Origin of the sequence: Treponema ruminis (assembly GCF_014201975.1) — a bacterium.
GTDB classification, from domain to species: Bacteria; Spirochaetota; Spirochaetia; order Treponematales; family Treponemataceae; genus Treponema_D; species Treponema_D ruminis.
Window position 1 is genome coordinate 301,452 of sequence record NZ_JACHFQ010000004.1, and the last position, 21,941, is coordinate 323,392.

The window sequence follows — 21,941 nt, forward strand, 5'->3', positions numbered from 1 at the left end:
TATGAAAAGATGCTTTTTTTCTTTTATTTTGATTTTTTCTCTTTTGTGTGGATTTATTTCGGCTGAGGATGTGATTTCTTCCTACACCCGGCAGAAGGTTGAGGATTTTGTAACTTACCGTGTTACCCTCAAAAGTGTGGAGCATGAGGCCGCCTACAAAGAAATCGATAATCTTAAAAAAGCGGCCCTTGCTGAACTTCCCCTGCACGCAAAGGATTTTGAGCAGGAGAAATGTCTTCTTGAAAGCCTTTACTTTGCCGAATATTACGAGCATGCCCTGAATGCCAGCGGAAACCAAAAGGAACTTCGTGCTGAAATGAAGCGCCTGATGAAAAATAATTTTGCCTGCATTGATGCGCGCAAAAAAGAGCAGATTTGTGAATGGATGTACCAGCTTTCCGGGGATGTCACCGCCTATTATATGACCCGCTCTGTGGCCGCAACTTTTTTATACGGAATGAGGGTCAAGGGTTTTTATGAAAAAGCCCTTTTGGTCAACAAAAATCGTGCGATTTCCCATGTCTGTCTCGGAAACTGGTGCTTCTATGCTCCGTCCCTCTTTGGCGGCGGCAAGGGAAAGGCCCTGCGTCATTTTGAGAATGCAGAAAAGTGCGTTGTAATTCCCGGAGAAAAATATCTTGTTTACATTGCCATGTCTCAGATTCATTTCGAGAACAAAAAATACAATCTTGCCAGTGAATATCTTGAAAAGGCCATAGCCCTTGATTTGGGACGAAAAGACCTGGACTTAATCGCCCGTTGCAACAAAAAAGGCTTCTCATATTTTCAGTACCTGCGAAACCGTTCCGGCGTAGACGAGGAAATGAGCGAAGAAGAAAAAGACGATGACGACAAATAATTAAACCATCCTGTTTTGGAAAAAATTCTGCTTGCACATTGCTCATTGCTCATTTTTTCAATATAATTATCTTTATGGCTACACATAAATCTGTTGACGAGACAACTCTTGAAAATCTCTTGTATCTTTCACGCCTGTCACCTTCAAGCACTGACATGGCTACTCTTAAAAAGCAAGTGGACGAAATTGTCGGCTACTTCGACATTCTTTCAAAATACGATGACTCAGAAAATCCTTACGACGCATATCCTTCAACTGAGGCCGAAAAACTTCGCGAGGACGAAATTGTAGCGGGCCTGGATATCCCGGATGTCAAAAAAGTCACCGACAAATTCATGGACGGCTACTTCCAGGTTCCAAAAGTTTTGGGCGAAGGGGCTTAAACTTATAAGTTAGGAATGAGGAAATTATGTACTACACAATAAAAGAAACTGTCGCCGCGTTGAAATCGGGCGAAACTACCAGTGAAAAATTAGTTCAGCAGTCAATCGACACTTTCGCTGCTGACCAGAAATCAGAAAAGCCGCTCAATGCTTTCCTTGAAATTTATGATGATGCGATTGAGCTTGCAAAGGCTTGTGATGCTGAGATTGCCGCTGCCAAAAAAGACGGAACAATCGATGCACTTTTTGAGAAAAAGCCTCTTTTGGGCATTCCTTTTGCAAACAAAGACAATATTTCCTGCAAAGGCCACAAACTCACCTGTTCAAGCAAAATCCTTGAGGGCTATGTCGCTCCTTATAGCGCAACAGTAATTGCCCGCCTTGCAGAAAAGGGCGCTATTCCGCTCGGCCGCTGCAATCAGGACGAATTCGCAATGGGTTCTTCTACAGAATATTCTGTTTACGGCCCGACACGCAACCCGATTAACCGCGACTATGTTTCAGGCGGTTCTTCTGGCGGTTCAACTGCTGCCGTTGCCGCAAATCAGGCTCTTTTTGCCCTTGGTACTGAAACTGGTGGTTCTGTCCGACTTCCTGCAAGCTACTGCGGCATTTACGGACTAAAACCGACCTACGGCGTTCTTTCACGATGGGGCGTTGTAGCTTACGGTTCTTCTTTGGACCAGGTCGGAATCCTCGGCCACACACCAGAGGACATTGCCCTTCCTCTCAGCCTCATGAGCGGAGTTGACTTCTACGACGATACAAGCGCTGATTTGCCGGACTCAGACAAGCTTGCAAATCTTTCCGCTTACAAAGATTTTTCTTCACTCAAAATTGCAGTTCCAAAGCAGTTCGAGGAAGCAAAAGGCCTTGATGCCGATGTTAAAAAGGTCTTCGAGGATACAAAAGCATGGTTTACAGGCAAGGGGGCAAAACTCGAAGTCGTTGACCTTCCAATCCTTGACGCTTCAATCGCCGCTTACTATGTAATCGCACTTTCTGAGGCCGCTTCAAACCTGAGCCGCTTCGACGGAATCCGCTATGGCCGCCGCGTTGACAATGGTGAAGGCTACGACAAGCTTTATGTTGACAGCCGAAGCGAAGGTTTTGGCCCGGAAGTAAAGCGCCGAATCATCATCGGAAACTACGTTCTTTCTGAGCAGTTCTCTGGCGACACATACAAAAAAGGCATGAGCGTTCGTGCCCGAATCCAGCGAGAAGTTGCGGCTCTGTTCGAAAACTACGACATCATCCTTTGTCCTGTTTGTCCGACACCTGCATTCAAGCTCGGTGAAAAATACGATGATCCGCTTGCAATGTATTTGAGCGACCTTTACACAGTATTCGTAAACCTTGCTCGAATTCCTTCAATTTCAGTTCCTGCCGGCTCAAACAAAGACGGAATGCCGGTCGGAATCCAGTTCGCTGGCAAAATGTTCAGCGAAGCAAAAATCCTGCAGCTTGCCCAGGCTTGGGAAGAAGATCACAAAGGCTGCGGAGTGCCGGTAAAATAAAAAACTTTGGAAAAAAAAGAGTTCAAGGGAAAAAGAAACCTTTTTTCTAAAGGTTGCTTTTTCCCTTTGAAATCCCGTGCATTGCCGCGCGGGATTTTTTTTATTGACGGCAAAATTTTCTCACCTTATAATTTTAATTAATGAAAAAATACATCATTTCTCTGGATCAGGGCACCACTTCTTCACGCGCCATTGTTTTTGATAAGAATCAGCAGATTGTAGGGATGGCCCAGCATGAACTCCCTCAGATTTATCCCAAGGAAGGCTGGGTTGAGCATGACCCGATGGAAATATACGCGACTCAGTACGGTGTCATGGTCGAAGCCCTCACGAAAAACAACATTTCGATTGATGAAATTGCGGCGATAGGAATCACCAACCAGCGAGAGACGACGATTCTCTGGGACAAGTCGACTGGAAAGCCTGTCTATAATGCGATTGTCTGGCAGTGCAGACGTACGGCTGAAATCTGCGAACAGCTTAAAAAAGACGGCTGGGAAGATTATATAAAAGAAGCGACCGGGCTTTTGATCGACGCTTATTTTTCTGCAACAAAAGTAAAATGGATTCTTGATAATGTCGGTGGATTGCGGGAGAGGTGTCGTCGCGGTGAAATTCTTTTCGGTACGGTGGACACCTGGCTCATGTGGAAGCTTTCTCAGGGCAAAATCCACGCTACCGATTATTCGAACGCTTCCCGCACGATGATGTTCAACATCAATACGCTGCAGTGGGACAAAAAAATCCTTGAAATCCTCGATATTCCTGAAAGCATGCTGCCTGAAGTCCATCCATCGAGCCATGTTTTTGGAAATGCCGACATTTTGAATAATGCCGTGCCGATTGCAGCTGTGGCCGGCGACCAGCAGGCAAGTCTTTTCGGTCAGGGGTGCTTTGAAAAGGGGCAGGCAAAAAACACTTACGGTACAGGCTGTTTTTTAATGATGAACACTGGAAGCAAGCCGTGCCGAAGCAAAAACAACCTTCTTACCTCGATTGCGGCAAGCACAAAAGAGAATTGCGTGCAGTATGTCCTTGAAGGAAGTATTTTTTCGGGCGGCTCTGTAGTCCAGTGGATGAAAGACGAGCTCCGTTTTTTTGACAGCAGTGCCGAATCCGAGCAGCACGCCTGTCAGGTGAATGATACCGGCGGAGTTTATGTAGTTCCTGCTTTTACCGGCATGGGCGCGCCTTACTGGGACATGTACGCCCGCGGCTGCATCATGGGAATTACGCGAGGAACAAAAAGTGCGCACATAATCCGTGCGGCACTTGAAAGCATTGCTTTTCAGACTCATGATTTGGTTGACTGCATGCAGAAAGACACGGATATCCAGCTTACGGAACTTAATGTTGACGGCGGAGCGAGCGGGAACAATTTCCTCATGCAGTTCCAAAGCGACATCCTTCAGATTCCTGTGCGTCGGCCTGAGATGAAGGAAATCACTTCGCTTGGAATCGCACAGCTTGCGGGCCTTGCAATCGGGCTCTTCAAAAACCTCGATGACATCCGTGCGTTAAAGCGGAATGTAACCGTTTTGAATCCCGAAATGGAAGAGAAAAAACGCGAAACTCTGCTTCAAGGGTGGAAAAAGGCCGTTTCCCGATGCAGGGACTGGGTTGAACACTAGAATTTAAGATTATAAAAGAGGCATAAAACCGAACATTCTTTGCCTCCATGTAAAGCCGATAACACGGAATTTTAATGGAAGAAAACATGAAAAAGGAAAAACTATATTTTGACAGCACGAACGGCTCAGACCGAATCTGCTATTTTAAATACACACCGGAGACAGCTCCCAAGGCAATTTTTCAGATGGTTCACGGAATGGCAGAATATGCCGGGCGGTATGATGAGCTTGCGGAACTTCTCTGCGCCCACGGATATGTCTGCTACATTCACGAGCATGTAGGTCACGGAAACACGGCAAAAGATGTCGAGCACCTCGGACTTTTCCTTGATGCGAATCAGTCGGTAACTCTTGTTGAAGACACGCACAAGATGAGCCTGATTGCAAAGGGCGAATATCCGTCGCTTTCCCTCAATCTTTTCGGGCACAGCATGGGAAGTTTCGTCGTGCGCCTTACGGTGGCAAAATACGGTTCTGATTACAATTCTCTTGTCGTGTGCGGAACCGGTGCAAAAGACCCGAAAGTGCCGATGGGGCTTTTTATCCTCAAAGTGCTGCGACTTTTCAAAGGAAAAGATTTTAAGAGCAAATTCATCGACAAATCCAGCTTTGGTCCGTACAACAAAAGATTTGAGCCTGCGCGAACTCCGCTGGACTGGCTTTCCGTGAGCAAGACAAATGTTGACAATTATATCGCAAGTCCATACTGCGGATTTTTATTCAGTCTTGACGGTTATAAAATGCTCATGGAAGTGAACCGTGAGGCAAACAAAGCCCGCACATTTGAAAAAACACCGGCCTCGCTCCCCATATTCCTGATTGCAGGCGGCGACGATCCGGTGGGGCATTGTGGCGAGGATATTCCCAAAGTCTGCGGCGAGTATAAAAAGGCTGGCGTGACAGACTGCACTTACAAACTGTACAAAGGATTCCGGCATGAAATTTTGTGCGATGATTGTGCGGCAGAAGTTCGTTCGGACATTCTGGATTTTGTTGAGAGGATAGAGAAATGAAAAAATCTTTCTTTGTTTTAACAGTTTTTATTTTGTCGGCTGTTTTCTTTTTTGGATGCTCGGATAATTCTGATGAAAAAAATGATACCGGGAAGGAAATCACCGAAATTACCGCAAATATTGATGAAGAAGTAAAGAATGTTTTTAATCTAACGAATTCTTTTCGTACAGGGAACGAAGCTTTTTACCTTAATGAAGATAATACGACGAAAACGAATCTGGTCGGACAGCTCGGAACGCTTACGCTAGACGAGGGCTTATGCAAGGCCGCCCAAATCCGCGCAAATGAGATTGTCTCAAAATTTTCACATACTCGCCCGAACGAAACGAGCTGTTTCACCGTCTTAAACGAGCTTTCGATTTCATATTCAGCTGTTGGAGAGAACATTGCTGCCGGTAACAAATCAGGTGAAAGAACTTTTCTTCAATGGAAGGAAGATAACAAAAAATACAGCGGACAAGGCCACAGACGGAACATGCTCGGAAAAAACTTCACCAGAATCGGAATTGCTTATGCTTATGATGCGAACAGCACTTACAAGTATTACTGGGCTATGATTCTGGCGAAATAAAATCTATGGAGTCGCGACTTTCAGTGCCCCATAATTCGGATTGAGTTTATATTCCACCTTTTTCTTAAAAGCGAGATATTCTAAATACTTGCGTGTCATTAGATTTTTGATGTAGCTTTCCATATACGCATAGTCGGGCATGTCTTCTGAATCAACAGGGAGAAGAATATTATCTTTCTTAAGTCTTTCATTATTGCGTTTGTAACCGAAACTGTATTTGCTTCTAATCAAATCTTGAGAAGAAACAACAAATAGCCCCGTAAACTTGTTTAGCCAATCAGCATACGCAAAGGTATTATCAGAAGTAGATATAAATTCCTCGGTTTTATAGATTGCATAACCTACAGAACCTTGTCCGTTTCGGATAAAGCCGATGCAATTTCCTTTTTGTTTCATCGTTTTTGCATCTTTTATGAATGTAAGGATTCCGTTGTTGCGGTTAGTCGCACCAAGATATGGTAGAGTTCCATTATTTTCATCTAAGTGATTAAGACCTTTTGATTTTCCTTGCTCGAATTTTTTGAAAATTTCAGAAATCTCAAACGGTTTCCATTCTTTTTCTTCCAGCTGTTCAACCGACTGCGAATTTGTCTTGCACTCATTCAGCCGTTTTGTGGCAAACTCACGGTATTCCTCAAGTTTCTGTTCCTCAACTTCTTTTATGTACTCTTCCATAAAATCATAGTCGATTTCGCCATTTGATGTTATAGGAAGAAGAACTTTTGTTCTGGAAAGTCTGCCTAAAGTTGCACCATTGCCACCCCAGTTAAATTTCCCCATTTGCAATTGAATTAACTTAGTAACAAAAAGAGCATTTTCCTTTTTGCAATTTTCATAGTTCAGAACTTGAATATTCTGACCTGTATAAAATTCGTGAGGCTGATAAAATACAGTCTGCGTATCCAAACCGATTGTAATACAATTTCCAGAATCTTTTTCAAAGCCTTCTTTCTGATTATCTGAAACAAAAAGATTTAAGCCATTTGAAATATCGCTTCTGGTAATGTATGGAACTTCTCCAATCTCTGAATTCAGTTTGTTTTTATCTATTCCGCTCGAAGTTGCTTCTATTTTGAAAACGCCATCTTCTCCAGAAATAAAAAACTCTCTCCATTCCCTGCTGTTCAGTTCACATTTAAAGTTTTTTTTTACATCAGAATCAGCGTTTTGCTCAAACAGATACTTTCTGCCCTGCATAATCATCGAAAATTCAAAAGTAAGATAATCGCCCACAGTCTTTTCAAAATCCTTGTCGGTCGGAATCTCGTCATTGAAATAATAAAAACTGTGCAACCATTCATCTTCTGCGGTAATCGTCGTTTTTACGCAGAACTTCGTTGGAGCATCTATGCGGTCAAACCACACGTCGAGTAAGTGTTGCTTTTTGTCCTTTGCACTCTCAGTTTCCAAAAGCCCAATGTGCGGAGCAACCTTGAATCCGTCATCCTCAAAATTCACGAACTTGCAAACTTTTTCTTTGTCGTGCGGAACTCCTGCTGTGAAAACAGCAATGCACGGAATTACACCGATTCCGTAAAAAGTATCTTTTTGAAGCATAATAGTGCCTTCAAGCGTGTGCTTTTTCAAAATCGACTCTTTTATCTGCTGTTCTTCTTTTGATTTTCCTGTCATTGAACTTTGTGGAACAATTACGGCACACCTTGAATTCGGCAAAAGCGAATCAAGCAAATGCTCCGTAAAAGCGATTTCGTAAAGGCTTGGGTCTTTTTTTGTTCCTTGCGAATACGGAGGATTCAACATTCCAACGGTCGCTCTAAAATCCGTTTGAAGTTGTTTTGGATTTTTTATCAGAAAATCATCACAATGCAGATTGCTTTTTCCATCGCCGCGCAAAATCATATTTGTTGTAGCAACCGTGAACATATCAGGGCGAATCTCGATTCCAAAAAGTTGATTTTTGCGGATGTGTTGTTTTTCAGCATCGCTTTCGGATTTTGAAAGCATTGCGTGAAGAGCCGCAACCAGAAAACCTCCAGTTCCGCAGCACGGGTCAAAAATCCTGTCCGTTGTCTTCAAATCTAGCAAGTCGCAGAAAAGTTCTGTAATGTGCCGTGGAGTCAAAACGATTCCCAATGTCTGACCACTGCCGCCAGAGTAACGCATAAACTCACCGTAGAAGCGACCAAGATAATCTTCTGCGGAACGAGTGAACTTTATGGATTTATAAAGCTTCTCGTCCAAAAATTTCGCAAAAAATTTCAATGGTGTTTCTCCTAGCGTAGCGTTTTTCTCATTCAATTTTGTGCTGTCTTTTATGATTGCAAATTGAGAAAGAATTTTGTCTATTTTTGTTACAGGAGATAAATCCGTTCTCTTAAAGCTTGACTCAATCGCATTGTAGATTTTCTGCCCGTCTGTTACAAAATTATCCGCATTCAAAGAATCAATGCTGAAATTGCCGTTATCGCGTTCACGTAGAGCAAGCAGAATTCCTGAAACCACAAGCGGCTTTTCTTCGTCTTTCATATTGCCGTAGTTTCGCAAATGCTCGTGCAAAATTTTTGCGTCCGCCAAAATCTCTTCCAGTTCTTTTTCTTTATCACTTGATTCATTCAAAACATCGCGAAGATAATACTCATCAATGTTCTTTTCATTGAACGAAATAAAAGATTCAACATCTTCAAGCTTGTCAAACAAATTTTCCCGGTCATCGATAAAAAGCGGTGTCATACGGTGATTTTTAGCATTTCCAGAAATACCAAATGCATAAACTTTTTTGTAAGTTGTGTTCTGAATCAAATGCTTTGCATAAAACAGTGCCCCGTTCACCGCAAAATCCGTTACGTCTTTTGTTTCAAGGCTAATGAGTTTGTTTGAATCATATTTTACGTGATTTTCGAGTTTTGCCTTATCTTCAATTACCAAAATAAAATCTTTTACAACACCAACATACTCAGGAAATCCGACTTTGCCAGTTCCGCGCTTGCTTGCAGTTTTTAACGCTTCATCTATTTCTTTTATCGAACTTCCCTGCGCGTCCAGCTCTATACCTGCTTCTTTCAATAAATCGTGAACCCACAAATCTGTCTGAACTTCTTTCTTTGCCATATAAAACCCTTGTATAATTTTTATTTACTTAATTTTAAAAAGTATAAATAAAATGTACCTACAAGTATATATTGTATTAACTTTATTATAATTAGTATATATGATTTGTATGTAGATTTTCTCTGTTCTGTATGAAAATAAAAAATATGCAGGATTTAGAGATAAGAAATCGAGTTGCAGAAAATATAAGGAGTATTCGCAAATCTAAAAAACTCACTCAGTTTCAGTTGGCAGAAAAAGCAAATTTGTCTGAGGGAACCATAAAAAGCATAGAACTGGCTCATTCTTATCCAGAAGAGAAAACTCTTTCCCAAATTACTGATGCTTTAGAAATCGATGTTGTGAAATTATTTATGCCAGCAAGTGATTCTTTTAAAGAGAATAAAGAAAATGCCGCGAAATTGAAATCAGCGATTGCAAGCGATGTACGAAATTATGTTAATGAGGTTTTGAAAGAGTTTGAATGAACTCACTGCGTTAAGGATTGTAGGGGCGGCGAAGCCGTTTCTGAGCGAAGCGAAGGAATGAAGCCGAATGGCGGAACCCCGAAAAGCCTGACCGCCGCTTGCCGGCGGTAACGCCCGGCTTGTAAAAAAAATCCCCAAAACCCACTACAACTTCCATTTGAAATTTGATATACTGTAGCTTGAATCACTTTTGGAGCGAAAAATGGCTATCGATAAATACGAAATTGTAATCGGCTGTGAGATTCATACGCAGCTTTTGACTAAAACTAAGGCTTTCTGTGCTTGTGAGAACCGTTATGGCGGAATGCCGAACACTCGAGTTTGCCCGGTTTGTTTGGGCTTGCCTGGTGCTATGCCTCGAATTTCTAAGGGGTATGTTGAGCTTGGTGCGGTTGCGGGGCTTGCTCTCAACTGTGACATTGCTCGTTTCACAAAATTTGACCGTAAGCACTATTTTTACCCTGACTTGACAAAGGGCTATCAGATTACGCAGTACGATGTTCCTTTGTGTACAGACGGCTATGTTGATTTGCCGCTTTCTCACTTCCCGAAAGACGAGCAGGTTGGCGGAGCAAAGCATCGTCCTGTAAATTTCAAGGGAGAGCCATGTATCATCGATAACAAATACCGCCGGGTTCGAATCGAGCGAATCCATCTTGAGGAAGACGTAGGTAAGTCTCTCCACTTGCAGGGCGCACATTCTTATATTGACTACAACCGTTCTGGCACTCCGTTGATTGAGATTGTCACAAAGCCGGATATGTCCAGCCCGGAAGAAGCCGCTCTCTTCATGCAGACTGTTCAGGAAATTCTTCGTTATGTAAAAGTTACTGCAGGTAACCTCGAAGAAGGAAACATGCGCTGCGACGCTAACATCAACCTCAATGTCTGGGAAGACGGTAAGCTTTATCATACTCCGATTTCCGAAATCAAGAACTTGAACAGCTTCAAGGCAATCCGCGAGGCATGTACATACGAGGCAAAACGCCAGCTCGAAGAATTCCAGAATGACCGCCAGGAGTTCAACGCAGGTTTCAAAGTTACGATGGGCTGGGACGAGGCAAAAGGTCAGACTGTCGTTCAGCGAACAAAGAACAGCTTCGTCGATTATCGTTTCACTACTGAGCCGGATATCAAGCCTTTCAGCGTAAACGAGGAGATTATCGAACGTGCAGAAGGCCGTGTCGGCGAGCTTCCAGAAGCAAAACGCACCCGATTCAAGAAGGATTATGGCCTTAGTGACTTTGATGTTGAGACTTTGACAAATACCCGCGAGCTTGCACTTTGGTTTGAGGAAGCTGCTGAGGGTGCAAAAGATGTCAAAAAAGTCGCAAACTGGATTTTGGCTGAGCTTCTTGCTGTCCTCAATGAAAAGAATATTACAATCAGCGAAGTCAACATTAAGCCTACTCACATCACGGAGCTTGTTAACGCCATTGCCGATAAAAAAATCACTTCGGCGCAGGGCAAAGAGGTCTTCGCAAAGATGCTCGAATCTGGCAAAATGCCTGCCGAAATCATCAAAGAAGAAGGCATGGAGAGTGTCAGCGACACTGGTGCAATCGAAGCAATCGTTGATCAGGTTATCGCCGATAATCCAAAGGCTGTCGCTGACTTCAAGGGCGGAAAGACAAATGTTGTCGGCTGGCTCATGGGGCAGGTGATGAAGGCTTCAAAGGGTAAGGCAAATCCTGGCGTTGCAACCAAGCTTGTCACAGAAAAGCTGGCAAAACTGTAAGTATATTTGAAAATGGCTTGAAAGGGCTTGTCGAAACAGGGAAAGGGCATGGATAATATAATCTATGTCCTTTTTTTTCGGAGAAACGAAAAATAATACTTGACAAATGGGGGGGGGGTGACTGGTATAATTATATCAAGTAATATTTTATGGAGGTCAATATGAAAAAGATCCTTGGTATAATTATGTGTGTCACGCTCTCGCTGGGCTTCTTCTCGTGTAGTGACAGCAGTGATGATGGTGGAAGCAATTTGCCTTCTGCTACAGCGATAAGTGCAGATGTAGAGTCAAAAAATGCAGAAAAGGGTGGTTCTTATACAGAGACTCGTGAACTTGATTTGAGCAGCAATCCGTTGAGTGATGCGACTGTCGCAAAGTACAAAGAGGGGGATGATGTAACAGAATTTTTCCGCCAGAGCCGTGTTGATGCAAGCCGTGCCGCTGCAGATTCTGAGGATAAAGGTCTTGAAAATTTCAAGGCTATTCTTAAATCAATTACAAACATAAAAATCGAATTTGAAATTACCGCAACAACTCCTTCTGCAGACTGTTCTGTTATGATTACGGCAATTATTCCGCCGGAGGCTACGAAGAGCAAAAAGCCTTTTGTTCAGCTTGTAACTCAGGTAGAAGTTGGTAGTGGAGCTGGTAAATCAAGTATTGCACAAATTGAAGGTTTTTCAATTCCAACAGAGAATCTTAAAGGTCTCATTTTGAAAGGAAACAATGGCTCTGATGACGACGATGATGCAGTTTACTATGAATTTACCGAAGAAAATGGTGAGATTATCGTAAATGAGTATTATGTTCATACTGAGTACAGAAATGAAAAGCCTCATGCTACATATAAATACAATAAAATAACAGGCGAATTAAAGGAAATTGTAGATTCTGAACATGGTGATGCTATGTCTTCTGCAATGTCTTCTTTGGGTATGTCTTTGCATCTTGTTATGATTGATAATCAGTATTATATCTATAACATGGTGGTGTCTCGCTCTGCAGGTAAAGACTTGGATTCAACTTTCTCATGGAGCCTGGATATAAACGAAACCGTAAAAGGTGAAAATGAGAAAACAGGTGTTTCAATTCCAATGGCTATGGTGACAGGCGGAATGAGTGTTGAGATTAAAACAACAAGTGCAGGAGCCTTTACTGGCGCAATGGTATCAAATGCAAAATTTGCTTATACATCAGAATTCAAAAACGAAATGCTCAAAGCAATGGGGCTTGACATGAGTAATGTCCCTCCGCAGTATAAGGAAATTGCTGAAAAAGAAATGGCTGAAGCAAAAAAACAAATGGATGAGATGTATAAAGATATGTCGACTAGTGAAACTTCAGACATTACAGGCGTCTATGTGAATAATAAAGGTGTTTTGACGGTTAATGGCAAAACTGTAAGTACTTCAACAGGGCCTGACTACGATGATGAATCTGGAAAAATGCTCATCAAAACAAAAACCGATGTAGATGAGTTCTCAAATGGCAAAGCTTTCTATGACGGAACAAACCTCTACTTCGGAGAAAGTTTCGAGAAGGTCAGCAAATTGCCAGAAGTTGACCCGTATTCACATTATTGGTAATCTCCTCCTTTGATTTTTCACAGGCTGCCAGACGGAGTATTGCTTCAAAACTGGCAGCCTGTTTTTTTTCTTCTTTTAATATCTTTTATTTTTTGATATAATTCTTCTAAATGTTAGAATTTTTGAATCTTCCAAAAGAAATATATTCTCGCTTCGGCACAATCAAGCGTGCGCGCAAATGCTTTTTGTACACGGCAAAGGGCATCCGCCTTACCGACCTTTATCAGGAAGGCGGCCGGGCGCTTTTGGGCTGGGGCGGCTCTGTTTTTACCGTGCTCAAAAATGTCCTGGAGCGCGGAATCACGGGCTCATACTTCACTGACTTTTCTTCCCCATGCGGGCGCGAGAGAAGCCAGCTGGACAGGGCTGTTTCTGCTCTTTTTGGCGATGAGCGTGTCGCATTCACTTTTTCTGATAAGCAGGCTGCTCTTGAAATCGGTCTTCATTTTTCAATTCAGTCAACTTCGTTTTGGAAACCCTGGAATAACGCGAATGTAGATCCGCGTACAATTGACAGTATTGTTTTTGCTCCTCCCTTTCCCTGGACGAGTGACATCTATATTCTGGCTGTCAAAAAAGATGCGATAAAATTCCTTGCTCTCGACGAGGAAGGTCTTAAAGCTCAGATAGAAAAATTTGTTACAAGATACAAGGCCTATCCAGGCGAAAGTTTTCTTTCGGCTCCAATCTGTGCGGCTTTAACCCGCTCAATCTACGACCTGGTCAAAGCCCTGCAGGAGCGCGAGGAAAAGCACTGGTTCATCTACGACCAGATTATTTCAAAATACTGGGAGCGAAAAGGTCCTTATCTTTTCCCGAAAGTTCCTGAGTCAGAATATCAGGCTTTTGTCCTTCACTGTCTTGATTGCCACCTGGTAATCAGCCCGGACTACAATCAGCCTTCAATCGTGCCTTTCGGTGCTGATAAAGGGAACTTCGCTTTGCTTAAAAACAAACCCTTCGATTTTTAGGGAGCAGGGGATGAGCGAAAGTGAAATCATCTTCTTTATAATAAAACTTTTTCTCGGCGGAGTGATTGCCTTTCTTGCGATTATGCTCTGGAGCCGCACAAGGGATTTTTCCTGGATGTTCCTTGTTCTGGCGGCTGTTACCGGTTATTCTTCACTTGTCTTTGACCTGCTTTTAAAGCTTGGTTTCGTGACTTCCCGCCTCATCAATGTCCTCGGAAATGAAATTCCCCTTGTCCAGCTACTGCTTACAATCATTCCGAGTCTATTTGTGATTATTGCCTTTATCCTGATGCTGATAAAAACAGGGAAAAAATAATGACGACGACAGAATTCTGGAAATCTTATCTTAAAGCAACGAATCAAAAAGAAGAAAATGCCCTTTATTCAGGCGAGCTTGTTTTTGAGGATTCGGGCTTTACCGGGCAGACTCAGCTTTCTCTTGTCCTTTCCGGTGCAAAAACAGCCACTTTTACTCCCCTTGATGTCATTGAAATCAATTTGGAGCCGGTGCCATCGCGAGGGGAAGTTTACGTCGTGCTTGATTCAAAGGAAGAGCCTTGCTGCATTATCGAGCTGACTGACGTAAATATCGTTCCCCTCAATGAAATTCCCTGGGATTTGGCCCGCCGTGACGGTGAGAACGAAAATCTTTCTGACTGGCAGGATAAAATGCGTGAATATCTTGAGGACGAGGCTGACCTTTGCGGATTTGAAGCCCGCGAGGATTCAAAAATCGTCTGTGAAATCTTCAAAGTAATTTATAAAAAATAAGGAGGACTTATGTCTAATTCATCAGAACTTAGAATTCTTCCGGTGATTGCAAACATTTCGGTTGGAATCATGCTTGCTGTTGGCGGAATCTGGGCCTTGCAGGGCGGGGGAGACTTCGGCTGTCAGGCAATCAAAAGCATTTTCAGCGGAGACCTGAGGAAAATCCTCGTGCTGGTATTCGGTGGAATCGAGCTGCTTTCTGGAATTTTCATCATTCTCCAGCTTTTCATCGGAGACAGAATCGGAACTTTCAGCCGCATTCTCAAACTGATTGTAATTATCGTCTGGATTGCTGCGATTGTTCTTTCTGACTTCTTTGGTGCCAAAGGCCTTTTCAACAATGGAATCAATCACTTTTTGAGCTGGCTTTACACCTTCGCAACCCACCTGATTATTCTCGTGGCTCTTTTGATTACACGCTCTTAATTTTTATGCTTTTTATGCCGGATTTTTTCCGGCTGCAAAAAAAATCCCGCCGGAGTAAATCCAGCGGGTTCATTCAATTGAGTAAATTGAATTAGTTGGCTGCTTTTGGAGCGCCAGCATTTGCAGGAACTACAGAAATCTTCTTTGTAACGAAGCCTGAGCGGTAGCAACGAGTGCATACTGTCAAAGTCTCTGTACGTCCGAAATCTTCTGTCTTTACCTTGATGAGGTTTGGTCTCCAAGTGTGGCGTGTGTGGTTGTATGACTTACTAACTCGGTTGCCGTGCTGAGAGCCTTTTCCGCAAATATCACAAATTCTAGACATGATTGTACCTACCTAAAATTAAATACTAATTAAGTTCGAATATTATATGAAAATCGGGGATTAGTGTCAATAAGTAGGGAGAGGGATTTCAAAAAAATCAATTTAAATCGCCGGCAGGCTAAAAGCTCGCTTTGGGGATTTTAAGGGGCTGGCCCCTTAGGAGAGGGGGTAGCCCGTAACGAAGTATGGGCGCAGGGGGAGACTTCTCCCTTCCTTCATGATATAATTTTTTTATCTATGAAAAATCGTTTGAAGGTGTCTGTTGTTTTTCTGCTGCTGCTCTTGTTTATTCTTTCCTGTTTTTATTTTTTTTACCTGGTTTCGCTGGCCCTGGGCCGCAAAGATCTTTCGGCTACTAGCGCAAAATCCTGTCAGCATCATGTGCTGATTCTTGGTGAGTCCGAGGATGAAAACTTTTTGACCAGCATTTACAAGGGCGCCCAGTCTGTCAGTGGCGCTTACGACTGCGTGGTTGAGCTTTATGTACCCAAAACTTACTCATCTGACAAAAATTTACAGTCCCTCTTTAATTTCGCTTCTTTTATCAATCCTGACGGCATAATCATCTGTATTCCGGAAATGCCTGGAAACATTGAGCTGCCCCTTAACATTCAGGGAAAGCTGATTCCGCTTGTAACCCTGTCCCAGTATCACCCGGAACTTCCTCAAATTTCTTTCATCGGTACCAACTATTCTGAGCTGGGACGAAAGATTGCCCAGGAAAGCTCGGATTATCTTTCCGGCAGGGGGCGGATTGCCATCATCAACATTGCTGAGGACAGCGGCACCAATTACAGTACCCTCATGAACAGCCTTTCGAACGCCCTTTCCCTTCATTCTGACATAAAAACTTCCGTGCTCGACTTCAACACTTCCGGCAGCATCAGTTCCTCTGTTGCCGACATAAAAAAGCTGATCATGCAGGAATCTTTTGACCTTCTGGTCTGCCTCACGACCGAAGATACAATCAGAATCGCCCAGCTTGTCACGGAAATCCACAAGGATGGAAAAATCGGCATAATCGGTTTTGGTGACGGCGAGGTTCTTGAGACTTACCTCAGCAAGGGAACTGTGACCGAACTCCTTTCAATTGATTCTGAGAAAATCGGGCGTACTGCAATGAAGGAACTTTTTGAGTATATCAGGCGGGGCTACGCAAACAATTACATTGCGGCTGACGTAAAAGTCAGAAGGAGCGGCCAAAAATGAGAATTCCTTTCAAAGGCAAAAGTATCCGCTGGCGAATCATGTTCTGTGTAATTTCAGCGGTAGTCTTTATGACCCTCTATCTTCTGGTCATCATTTTTCTTAATCAGCGCATGATTGAGAGGCTGGGAGAATCCTATCAGACTAACACCCAGCTGACGGAAATTTCGACTCAGCTGGGAAACATGGAAAAATCGCTGGAAAACTACATAGCCTACCGCACTTTTGAAAGCATCGATTCCTTTTATCATTTTCAGGCGGCCAGCGAGGAATTGATTTACTGGTTTCCTGAGTCTCCATCGACGGACAAGGTTCTGCAAAAGGAATACGTCGTAAAACAGCTGATTATGACCTTGTATTCCTTTGGAAAATATGCGGTTGTGGCCCAGCGAGCAAACAATGAGTACAAGGCCCAGGACAGCTATAAAAAATGTCTCGTCTGCTATGATATGCTTCAGGGCCAGATTGAGGAATTGAACATCCTGCTCATGAGGCGAAATGCTGACGTTTACTCCGAAAACCGGGGACGGCTTCTTATCCTGACCCAGCTCAGTTGCGCCCTGCTTTTTGTCTTCTTTATATTGGTTTTCATCCTCGTTTATATGTCGGTCACGGCAATTACCAAGCCTCTTTCAGATATTTCTTCGGTTGCCCTTAGGATTGCCCAGAAGGATTTTGAAGTTCCTCTTTTCAATAACAATGATTCTACGGAAATCGGAACCATCTGCCGGGCTTTTGACCGCATGACAATCAGTATCCGTGAATACATCGACCAGATTTGGGAAAAGGCGGCCAAAGAAACCGAACTCCGCGAAAAGGAACTTGAAGCCAGGGAACTTTATGCGGCGGCTCAGCTGAGGGCCCTGCAGAATCAGATTAATCCCCACTTCCTTTTTAACACCCTCAACACCGGAGCCCAGCTTGCAATGATTGAGGGCGCGGACAAAACCTGCTATTTTATGGAGCAGGTCGCTGATTTCTTCCGCTACAACATAAGTCAGAAGGGGCAGGCTGCTACGATTGACGAAGAACTTGCCCTGATTGATAACTTTGTGTACATTATGAAAGTCAGGTTCGGAGAGAGGTTCGAATTCGTCAAGAATGTCTCGAACGAAAAACACCTGCAGCTCTTGCCGCGAATGATTTTGCAGCCTCTGGTTGAGAACTGCATCAAGCATGGCTATAACGGCACGAAAATCCGTGTGGAGCTTTCTGTTGAGCCTGAACTTTATATGACAAAAATTTCTGTATCTGACAACGGGTCTGGATTTGACCCGGAACTCAAAAAAACTCTGCTGAGCTTAAATCCGGAAGAAAAATCTGCTTCCGCTCAGTTTGATTCTGAAAAGCAGGTTTCTAAAAGTGCTGAAGGAAACGGAACCGGTCTTGTGAACGTAATTTCCAGACTCAGATTGTATTTCCACAGGTACGATGTATTTGATATTCTTGATAACGAGGGCGGCGGAACTAAATTTTTGCTGAGGATTCCAAATGTATAATATTTTACTGACTGATGATGAACAAATAATGGTAGATTCTCTCACTTTTATCCTGAATAAGAATTTTTCCGAGCAGGTAGGAATTTTTTCTGCAACCAGCGGCACTGAGGCTCTTGAAATCGTAGCAAAAAATCAGATTGACATCATCTTCATGGACATAAATATGCCGGGCCTTAACGGATTGGAAACCGTCCGCTACATAATGCATTCAAAGCCTGACACGGTGGTCATTATCCTTTCGGCTTTCGATGAATTTCAGTATGCCCAGGAAGCCGTAAGTCTGGGGGCTTTTAAATACCTGACCAAGCCTGTCAACCGAAATACCGTCATTGATACTGTTCGTGAGGCCATGTCTGCGGTCGATAAAAAGAGGGGCCAGCTTTCCACGGAAGTTGAGCTCCACAAAAAACTAGACTTAGTTTCGCCAATGGTTGAGAGTGATTTCATTTATTCAGCGGCTTTTGGCGGCGACAATGATGTTTCTGACTATTTTTCTTATTTTGAAATCGAAGACTGCGTCTGGTGCTTCTGCATCCTTGAAATTCCAAACGCGGAGAGCAAAAAACTTCTGGAAATTTACACAAAAATCCGCAACATCCTTACTCCCAAGGCCCACTGCATAATCGGCTCCTTCATGATGAACAGAATCGCCATTTTCTTTTATTTTCCGTCAAAAATGTACAAGAATGGCGACAGCTCTGTAATCAGCGAAAACATCAAGGCCTTGTACAACCTTCTTTCGATTCAGATAAAGTCTGGAATCAGGGCCGGGGTCAGCAAAATCGAACTTTCTCCGGCTGCGACAGGTTCCGCCTACAACAAGGCTCTTGAAATGCTGAACGCCGTCTCAGAGCAGGGCGGAATCATTTTCGCGGACGAATGGGTCGAGCATCAGGAAGAAAAAAAGGGTTCCGGCGAGATTGCAGAAAAGATTTTTGCCAGAATCAGGGCAGGCGATGCGGGCGGCCTGCAGGCTTTCATCGGAAAGTATTTTGAAGCCCTTCAAAAAAAGCATGACAACATCGATAAAATCAAGAATTCCCTCTTCGAACTTATCGTCAATGCCAGGAATATTGCCACTGAAGTTGACCCTTCCTATCACAATGAAGGTTTTGACAATGCCTTTTCGGTTTTGAGCAAGGAAAACGACATGGCCCGGCTGGAACTTTTTGTGCGTAACCTCTGCACAGAGTCTGCGGCCACAGTCCTTGAGGCTTCATTGCGGGCTTGCAATCCGATTATTGAAAAGGCCTCTGCCTTTATTTCAGAGCATCTTTCGGAAAATATTTCCCTTGAGGATACGGCCCAGGCTGTAAACGTAAGCGCTTTTTATTTGAGCAAGCTTTTTAAAGAAGAAAAGAACGTGAATTACGTCACTTACGTCTCGGATGCCAGAATGGAAAAGGCCCGCATGCTCTTAAAGGACAATTCCCTGAGCATAAAAGAAATCAGTGCGGCGGTCGGTTTTAATGACCAGAACTATTTCAGCCGCACTTTCAGAAATAAGTTCGGCATGACGCCAACGGAGTTCCGCGATGCAGCACAAAAATAAAAAGTCTTTTTTCTCATTATTTCTCCTAATTTTGATTACCTTCTGTTTTTTTTCATGCAGGCGAATGGAAATTTCTTCCCGGGATTCAGAAAAATCTTCCGGTGAGGCTCCAAAACTTTGCATAGGCTTTTCAATAGACACCCTTGCCCTGGAACGATGGCAGCGCGATCTGGATATTTTCATGAACCGGGTCAAGGAACTTGGGGCAGACGTAATCGTTCAGAATGCGGGAAACAGCGTAGACATTCAGAACAAGCAGCTTCTTTATTTGATGGAGAGGAAGGTTGATGCGGTTGTCGTGCTTGCAAAAAAACGTGATTCGCTGACTGACATTATCCAGAAAATCAAGGCCAAAGGAATTCCTGTGATTTCTTATGACCGCCTCATCACCGATGCAGACATAAGCATGTATATTTCCGTAAATACAGAGAGGGTAGGCGAGCTGATGGCAAAACGAATGCTTTCCCAGGAAGTCGGAACTGACTGGTACTGTATTCTTGGCCCGGAAGATGATTTCAACATGATTCTCCTGCAGCAGGGAATAAAATCTGCCATCCGTGATAAAAAAGTGAAGATTCGGGGAACTTACTACACTGAAGGCTGGAATTACGACCTTTCTTACCAGGAAGCCGTTAAAATCGTTACGGGAAGCAAAATTCCGGACGCAATCATCTGCGGAAACGACGCTCTTGCAGGCAGCGTGATTCAGGCGATTGCTGATTATTGCCCGGACAGGCATGTCGCTATTTGCGGTCAGGATGCTGATATTGCCGCCTGCCAGAACATTGTTCGGGGCCTCCAGTCCTTTACCGTTTACAAGCCGATTACCTCGCTTGCCGAGCAGGCCGCAGACTATGCAGTTCTTCTTGCAAAGGGCGAAAAAGTCGAAGACATTGTCCGAAGCGGAAAGACCATCAATAATGGTTTTGCTGAAATTCCGGTCGTCTGGCTTGAGCCAAAGATTGTCACTAAGGACACGATTGATTCCGTTGTTGTAGGCTCAGGCTTCCACACTCACGGTGAAATTTACAAGTAGCACAAATCTTAGTACAAAAAATTCTAGAAAGAATGGCAAGAAATTCTAGTTTTATATCGAAATTTAACACAAAATAGCAAAAATTTGAAAAAGATGGGCGAAAATCCTCCCTCTTGATAATGTAGAATTAAACCATCAAAACAAAAAGCGTCCACGGATTTTAATCCTGTTCGCTAAATTCTAATTATTTCATAAAGGGGGAAACCTATGAAAAAAATTATTGCTGTATTGCTTGCAGGCCTCATGCTCGCTCCGAGCGTATTTGCTGCAAAGAAAATCTCGAAGAAAACACCAATCGGTGTTTCAATGCCAACAAAAGACCTTCAGCGCTGGAATCAGGACGGTGCTAACATGAAGGCTCAGCTCGAAAAGGCTGGCTACAAAGTAGACCTTCAGTATGCTGCAAACGACATCCCAACACAGGTATCACAGGTTGAGAACATGATTACTGGTGGATGCAAAATCCTCGTAATTGCTGCTATCGATGGTTCTTCACTTTCAAACGTTCTTGAAACAGCACGCAAAAAGAAGGTTCAGGTTATCGCTTATGACCGCCTCATTATGGATTCAAAAGCAGTTTCTTACTATGCTACATTCGATAACTACAAAGTTGGTACAATCCAGGGTGACTACCTCGTTGACAAACTCGGCCTCAAGAGCCGCTCAGCTTCTGACCCAGTTTACATGGAGTTCTTCACAGGTGATCCAGGCGACAACAACATCAACTTCTTCTTTGGTGGCGCTATGGACGTTCTTAAACCATACCTCGACAAAGGCGTAATCGTTTGTCCTTCTGGCCAGACAGCAAAAGCTCAGGCTGCTACTCTCAACTGGTCAACAGAAGAGGCTCAGAAACGAATGGAGAACCTCATCACAGCTAACAAATACGGTCCAAAAGGCACAAAACTTGACGCTGTTTACTGTTCAAACGACTCAACAGCTAACGGTGTAACAAACGCTCTCCTTTCAGCTGGATATACAGCAGAGGACTTCCCAATCATTACTGGTCAGGACTGTGATATCATCGCTGTAAAGAACATGCTCAAAGGCACACAGGCTATGTCTATCTTCAAAGATACACGTACACTTGCTGCTAAAGTTGTTGAGATGGTTGACGCAATCATGAACGGTAAAAAACCAGTTGTAAATGATACAAAAACTTACAACAACGGTACAGGAATCATCCCATCATTCCTTTGTGAGCCAGTTTACGGTTCAAAAGACAACTACAAAGAATTGTTGATTGATTCTGGATATTACACAGAAGCTCAGCTCAAATAGTTGAACTAAAGTGACTTCGGGGCTGTCAAAACACAATTC

Annotated in this window: 21 protein-coding genes; 18 read left to right on the top strand and 3 right to left on the bottom strand. The window is 43.4% G+C overall.

Going from position 1 to position 21,941, the window contains the following annotated elements:
* Position 1 precedes the first annotated feature (1 nt).
* From HNP76_RS07450 to HNP76_RS07475, 6 genes are all read left to right on the top strand, one after another.
* On the top strand, positions 2-859 hold the full coding sequence (locus HNP76_RS07450; RefSeq protein ID WP_184659082.1) for a hypothetical protein: 858 nt from the start codon (positions 2-4) through the stop codon (positions 857-859).
* A gap of 74 nt (positions 860-933) precedes the next feature.
* Positions 934-1,242: an Asp-tRNA(Asn)/Glu-tRNA(Gln) amidotransferase subunit GatC gene (gene gatC / locus HNP76_RS07455; protein ID WP_184659084.1), complete on the top strand. Its 309-nt coding sequence runs from the start codon at positions 934-936 to the stop codon at positions 1,240-1,242.
* 26 nt (positions 1,243-1,268) lie between these two features.
* Positions 1,269-2,759 carry an Asp-tRNA(Asn)/Glu-tRNA(Gln) amidotransferase subunit GatA gene (gatA, locus tag HNP76_RS07460; protein ID WP_184659086.1) on the top strand — a complete coding sequence of 497 codons (1,491 nt, stop codon included), beginning with the start codon at positions 1,269-1,271 and terminating at the stop codon, positions 2,757-2,759.
* 140 nt (positions 2,760-2,899) lie between these two features.
* On the top strand, positions 2,900-4,390 hold the full coding sequence (gene glpK / locus HNP76_RS07465; protein WP_184659087.1) for a glycerol kinase GlpK: 1,491 nt from the start codon (positions 2,900-2,902) through the stop codon (positions 4,388-4,390).
* An 86-nt stretch (positions 4,391-4,476) separates the two neighbouring features.
* On the top strand, positions 4,477-5,403 hold the full coding sequence (locus tag HNP76_RS07470; protein ID WP_184659089.1) for a serine aminopeptidase domain-containing protein: 927 nt from the start codon (positions 4,477-4,479) through the stop codon (positions 5,401-5,403).
* A complete protein-coding gene (locus tag HNP76_RS07475) occupies positions 5,400-5,975 on the top strand; it encodes a CAP domain-containing protein (protein WP_184659091.1) in 576 nt (191 codons plus the stop codon). Before HNP76_RS07470 ends, HNP76_RS07475 begins: the two co-directional genes overlap by 4 nt.
* Before the next feature lie 3 nt (positions 5,976-5,978).
* On the opposite strand, the gene HNP76_RS07480 is transcribed toward HNP76_RS07475, so the two are convergent.
* Entirely contained in the window at positions 5,979-9,044 is a 3,066-nt protein-coding gene (locus HNP76_RS07480; protein ID WP_184659093.1) for an N-6 DNA methylase, read from the bottom strand.
* Positions 9,045-9,190: 146 nt separating this feature from the next.
* Between HNP76_RS07480 and HNP76_RS07485 the strand changes: the two genes are divergently transcribed.
* Positions 9,191-9,511 carry a helix-turn-helix domain-containing protein gene (locus tag HNP76_RS07485; protein WP_184659095.1) on the top strand — a complete coding sequence of 107 codons (321 nt, stop codon included), beginning with the start codon at positions 9,191-9,193 and terminating at the stop codon, positions 9,509-9,511.
* Between the two features lie 10 nt (positions 9,512-9,521).
* Here HNP76_RS07485 and HNP76_RS07490 read toward each other — a convergent pair whose 3' ends face one another.
* Positions 9,522-9,668 carry a hypothetical protein gene (locus HNP76_RS07490; protein ID WP_184659097.1) on the bottom strand — a complete coding sequence of 49 codons (147 nt, stop codon included), beginning with the start codon at positions 9,666-9,668 and terminating at the stop codon, positions 9,522-9,524.
* 45 nt (positions 9,669-9,713) lie between these two features.
* Between HNP76_RS07490 and gatB the strand changes: the two genes are divergently transcribed.
* From gatB to HNP76_RS07520, 6 genes are all read left to right on the top strand, one after another.
* Positions 9,714-11,249: an Asp-tRNA(Asn)/Glu-tRNA(Gln) amidotransferase subunit GatB gene (gene gatB / locus HNP76_RS07495; RefSeq protein WP_184659099.1), complete on the top strand. Its 1,536-nt coding sequence runs from the start codon at positions 9,714-9,716 to the stop codon at positions 11,247-11,249.
* 161 nt (positions 11,250-11,410) lie between these two features.
* Positions 11,411-12,835: a hypothetical protein gene (locus HNP76_RS07500; RefSeq protein WP_184659101.1), complete on the top strand. Its 1,425-nt coding sequence runs from the start codon at positions 11,411-11,413 to the stop codon at positions 12,833-12,835.
* A 110-nt stretch (positions 12,836-12,945) separates the two neighbouring features.
* The gene (locus HNP76_RS07505; RefSeq protein WP_184659102.1) at positions 12,946-13,806 is read left to right on the top strand and encodes a hypothetical protein; all 861 of its coding nucleotides are present in this window, start codon (positions 12,946-12,948) and stop codon (positions 13,804-13,806) included.
* Between the two features lie 10 nt (positions 13,807-13,816).
* Positions 13,817-14,122, top strand: coding sequence for a hypothetical protein (locus HNP76_RS07510; RefSeq protein WP_184659104.1), 306 nt, complete (start codon positions 13,817-13,819; stop codon positions 14,120-14,122).
* Positions 14,122-14,577, top strand: a complete 456-nt coding sequence (locus HNP76_RS07515) for an ASCH domain-containing protein (protein WP_184659106.1) — start codon at positions 14,122-14,124, stop codon at positions 14,575-14,577. The genes HNP76_RS07510 and HNP76_RS07515 overlap by 1 nt, the downstream gene beginning before the upstream one ends.
* A gap of 9 nt (positions 14,578-14,586) precedes the next feature.
* Positions 14,587-15,003, top strand: coding sequence for a hypothetical protein (locus HNP76_RS07520; RefSeq protein WP_184659107.1), 417 nt, complete (start codon positions 14,587-14,589; stop codon positions 15,001-15,003).
* Between the two features lie 91 nt (positions 15,004-15,094).
* On the opposite strand, the gene rpmB is transcribed toward HNP76_RS07520, so the two are convergent.
* On the bottom strand, positions 15,095-15,328 hold the full coding sequence (rpmB, locus tag HNP76_RS07525) for a 50S ribosomal protein L28 (protein WP_184659108.1): 234 nt from the start codon (positions 15,326-15,328) through the stop codon (positions 15,095-15,097).
* Positions 15,329-15,565: 237 nt separating this feature from the next.
* Here rpmB and HNP76_RS07530 point away from each other — a divergent pair, with 237 nt between their 5' ends.
* From HNP76_RS07530 to chvE, 5 genes are all read left to right on the top strand, one after another.
* The gene (locus tag HNP76_RS07530; protein ID WP_184659109.1) at positions 15,566-16,537 is read left to right on the top strand and encodes a sugar ABC transporter substrate-binding protein; all 972 of its coding nucleotides are present in this window, start codon (positions 15,566-15,568) and stop codon (positions 16,535-16,537) included.
* Positions 16,534-18,033 (top strand): sensor histidine kinase, encoded by a 1,500-nt coding sequence (locus HNP76_RS07535; protein ID WP_184659110.1) that lies wholly within the window; start codon positions 16,534-16,536, stop codon positions 18,031-18,033. Before HNP76_RS07530 ends, HNP76_RS07535 begins: the two co-directional genes overlap by 4 nt.
* The gene (locus HNP76_RS07540) at positions 18,026-19,585 is read left to right on the top strand and encodes a response regulator transcription factor (RefSeq protein WP_184659111.1); all 1,560 of its coding nucleotides are present in this window, start codon (positions 18,026-18,028) and stop codon (positions 19,583-19,585) included. The genes HNP76_RS07535 and HNP76_RS07540 overlap by 8 nt, the downstream gene beginning before the upstream one ends.
* A 64-nt stretch (positions 19,586-19,649) precedes the next feature.
* On the top strand, positions 19,650-20,621 hold the full coding sequence (locus HNP76_RS07545; RefSeq protein WP_184659112.1) for a substrate-binding domain-containing protein: 972 nt from the start codon (positions 19,650-19,652) through the stop codon (positions 20,619-20,621).
* Between the two features lie 207 nt (positions 20,622-20,828).
* Positions 20,829-21,902 (top strand): multiple monosaccharide ABC transporter substrate-binding protein, encoded by a 1,074-nt coding sequence (gene chvE / locus HNP76_RS07550; protein WP_184659114.1) that lies wholly within the window; start codon positions 20,829-20,831, stop codon positions 21,900-21,902.
* The last annotated feature ends 39 nt before the right edge of the window (positions 21,903-21,941 follow it).

What these genes read in the sequence shown, in the direction of transcription:
- HNP76_RS07450 (WP_184659082.1), top strand. Translation starts at nt 2, where the DNA reads ATGAAAAGATGCTTTTTTTCTTTTATTTTGATTTTTTCTCTTTTGTGT.
- gatC (WP_184659084.1), top strand. Translation starts at nt 934, where the DNA reads ATGGCTACACATAAATCTGTTGACGAGACAACTCTTGAAAATCTCTTG.
- gatA (WP_184659086.1), top strand. Translation starts at nt 1,269, where the DNA reads ATGTACTACACAATAAAAGAAACTGTCGCCGCGTTGAAATCGGGCGAA.
- glpK (WP_184659087.1), top strand. Translation starts at nt 2,900, where the DNA reads ATGAAAAAATACATCATTTCTCTGGATCAGGGCACCACTTCTTCACGC.
- HNP76_RS07470 (WP_184659089.1), top strand. Translation starts at nt 4,477, where the DNA reads ATGAAAAAGGAAAAACTATATTTTGACAGCACGAACGGCTCAGACCGA.
- HNP76_RS07475 (WP_184659091.1), top strand. Translation starts at nt 5,400, where the DNA reads ATGAAAAAATCTTTCTTTGTTTTAACAGTTTTTATTTTGTCGGCTGTT.
- HNP76_RS07480 (WP_184659093.1), bottom strand. Translation starts at nt 9,044, where the DNA reads ATGGCAAAGAAAGAAGTTCAGACAGATTTGTGGGTTCACGATTTATTG.
- HNP76_RS07485 (WP_184659095.1), top strand. Translation starts at nt 9,191, where the DNA reads ATGCAGGATTTAGAGATAAGAAATCGAGTTGCAGAAAATATAAGGAGT.
- HNP76_RS07490 (WP_184659097.1), bottom strand. Translation starts at nt 9,668, where the DNA reads ATGGAAGTTGTAGTGGGTTTTGGGGATTTTTTTTACAAGCCGGGCGTT.
- gatB (WP_184659099.1), top strand. Translation starts at nt 9,714, where the DNA reads ATGGCTATCGATAAATACGAAATTGTAATCGGCTGTGAGATTCATACG.
- HNP76_RS07500 (WP_184659101.1), top strand. Translation starts at nt 11,411, where the DNA reads ATGAAAAAGATCCTTGGTATAATTATGTGTGTCACGCTCTCGCTGGGC.
- HNP76_RS07505 (WP_184659102.1), top strand. Translation starts at nt 12,946, where the DNA reads ATGTTAGAATTTTTGAATCTTCCAAAAGAAATATATTCTCGCTTCGGC.
- HNP76_RS07510 (WP_184659104.1), top strand. Translation starts at nt 13,817, where the DNA reads ATGAGCGAAAGTGAAATCATCTTCTTTATAATAAAACTTTTTCTCGGC.
- HNP76_RS07515 (WP_184659106.1), top strand. Translation starts at nt 14,122, where the DNA reads ATGACGACGACAGAATTCTGGAAATCTTATCTTAAAGCAACGAATCAA.
- HNP76_RS07520 (WP_184659107.1), top strand. Translation starts at nt 14,587, where the DNA reads ATGTCTAATTCATCAGAACTTAGAATTCTTCCGGTGATTGCAAACATT.
- rpmB (WP_184659108.1), bottom strand. Translation starts at nt 15,328, where the DNA reads ATGTCTAGAATTTGTGATATTTGCGGAAAAGGCTCTCAGCACGGCAAC.
- HNP76_RS07530 (WP_184659109.1), top strand. Translation starts at nt 15,566, where the DNA reads ATGAAAAATCGTTTGAAGGTGTCTGTTGTTTTTCTGCTGCTGCTCTTG.
- HNP76_RS07535 (WP_184659110.1), top strand. Translation starts at nt 16,534, where the DNA reads ATGAGAATTCCTTTCAAAGGCAAAAGTATCCGCTGGCGAATCATGTTC.
- HNP76_RS07540 (WP_184659111.1), top strand. Translation starts at nt 18,026, where the DNA reads ATGTATAATATTTTACTGACTGATGATGAACAAATAATGGTAGATTCT.
- HNP76_RS07545 (WP_184659112.1), top strand. Translation starts at nt 19,650, where the DNA reads ATGGAAATTTCTTCCCGGGATTCAGAAAAATCTTCCGGTGAGGCTCCA.
- chvE (WP_184659114.1), top strand. Translation starts at nt 20,829, where the DNA reads ATGAAAAAAATTATTGCTGTATTGCTTGCAGGCCTCATGCTCGCTCCG.